The organism is Frankia sp. AgB32, from assembly GCF_023243045.1.
Lineage (GTDB): Bacteria > Actinomycetota > Actinomycetes > Frankiales > Frankiaceae > Frankia.
In genome coordinates, this window is sequence record NZ_JALKFX010000016.1 from 85581 (window position 1) to 86990 (window position 1410).

General features: G+C 69.0%; 1 protein-coding gene. It reads left to right on the forward strand.

Going from position 1 to position 1410, the window contains the following annotated elements; translation table 11 throughout:
- Positions 1-544: 544 nt before the first annotated feature.
- A partial coding sequence (locus tag MXD60_RS07585) for a FadR/GntR family transcriptional regulator (RefSeq protein ID WP_248818269.1) occupies positions 545-1410 on the forward strand: 866 nt, incomplete at its 3' end.

Below are 1410 nucleotides of genomic sequence, written 5' to 3' on the forward strand. Positions count from 1 at the left end.
AACCCCCCCCCCCCCCCGCCCCGCCTGCCTCGCCGCAGGCGGCCGAGCGGGTCGGCGGGGTTTTGGCATGGGGCCGCCAATCGCCCGTTTTCGGCGGCCGTCAGCACCCCGCTCAACACCAGCGCGGGCCGCAACAGGGCGTAGTCGATGCTTAACCGCAGTTATCCGCCACCTGCCAGCGGGCGCCGCATGATCATATACCGAACCCGTCGCGCCCGCCCGCCGGAATGTGCGATGTGCCTGGTCAGCGGGTCACCAGTCGAGGATCATGGCGCCGCGGACCGCGAGCGCCCGACAAAATGATCACTTCAGTACGCGGATCGCCCGCCGACAGCAGTGTTTACCCTGCGTAGCAGGTGCCGGAATACACCGTGGTATTACCGCGCCCCCAGTCGCCCCAGCTTCCGACACGGTGCCAAAATGCGACTTTGTAAGTACTGTTGGTAGCCAAGTTATCGCAGTACATACGTTCCGCACATCCATAGTCGCGTTCCGACAGCGGGGGCGAACGGGGACGCGCCGTCACCATCAGGGGGAAAAGATCATGACCTTAACGCAACCGGCCGAGACCCCGACCGCCACCCGGGTCGCGCCACACACCGTCCGTCTCAGCCGCGCCGGCGGCTCGGACGCACCCACGGTGGGCAGCCCGAACCGCACGCCGCCCCGCCCGCTGCTCGGCACCAACCGGGTCGGTCAGCACGTGCGGGTCCCGAAAACCGCCGAACTCGTCGCCGCCCACCTCCGCCGCCAGATCGTCCGCGGCGAACTCCACGAAAACGACGCCCTACCCCCCGAAGCCGTCCTCATGGAACAGTTCGGCGTCTCCCGCCCCACCCTGCGCGAAGCCTTCCGCGTCCTCGAATCCGAAGCCCTCATCAGCGTCCGACGCGGCGCCCACGGCGGCGCCCGCGTCCACACCCCCAACGGCGACGTCGCCGCCCGCTACACCGCCCTCGTCCTCGAACACCAACACACCACCCTCGCCGACATCCACACCGCCCACACCCACCTCGAACCCACCGCCATCCGCCTGCTCGCCACCACCGCCACCGACACCCACCTCACCCACCTCACCCACCACCTCACCACCACCGACCACACCCTGGACACCCCCAACCCCAACCCCACCGACATCCACCACCAACACCTCCACTTCCACACCCTCCTGCTCACCACCCCCGCCAACCACACCCTCACCATGATCACCAACATGATCCGACACATCCTCGACGCCACCACCGACACCCCCACCCCCGACCTCACCACCCTCCACCACCAACACACCACCCACCACCAACTCCTCACCCACCTCACCAACCACGACCCCGACGCCGCCGAAACCCTCTGGCGCCACCACCTCACCACCACCCCCCCCCCCCCCCCCGCCCCCCCCCCCCCCCCCCCCCC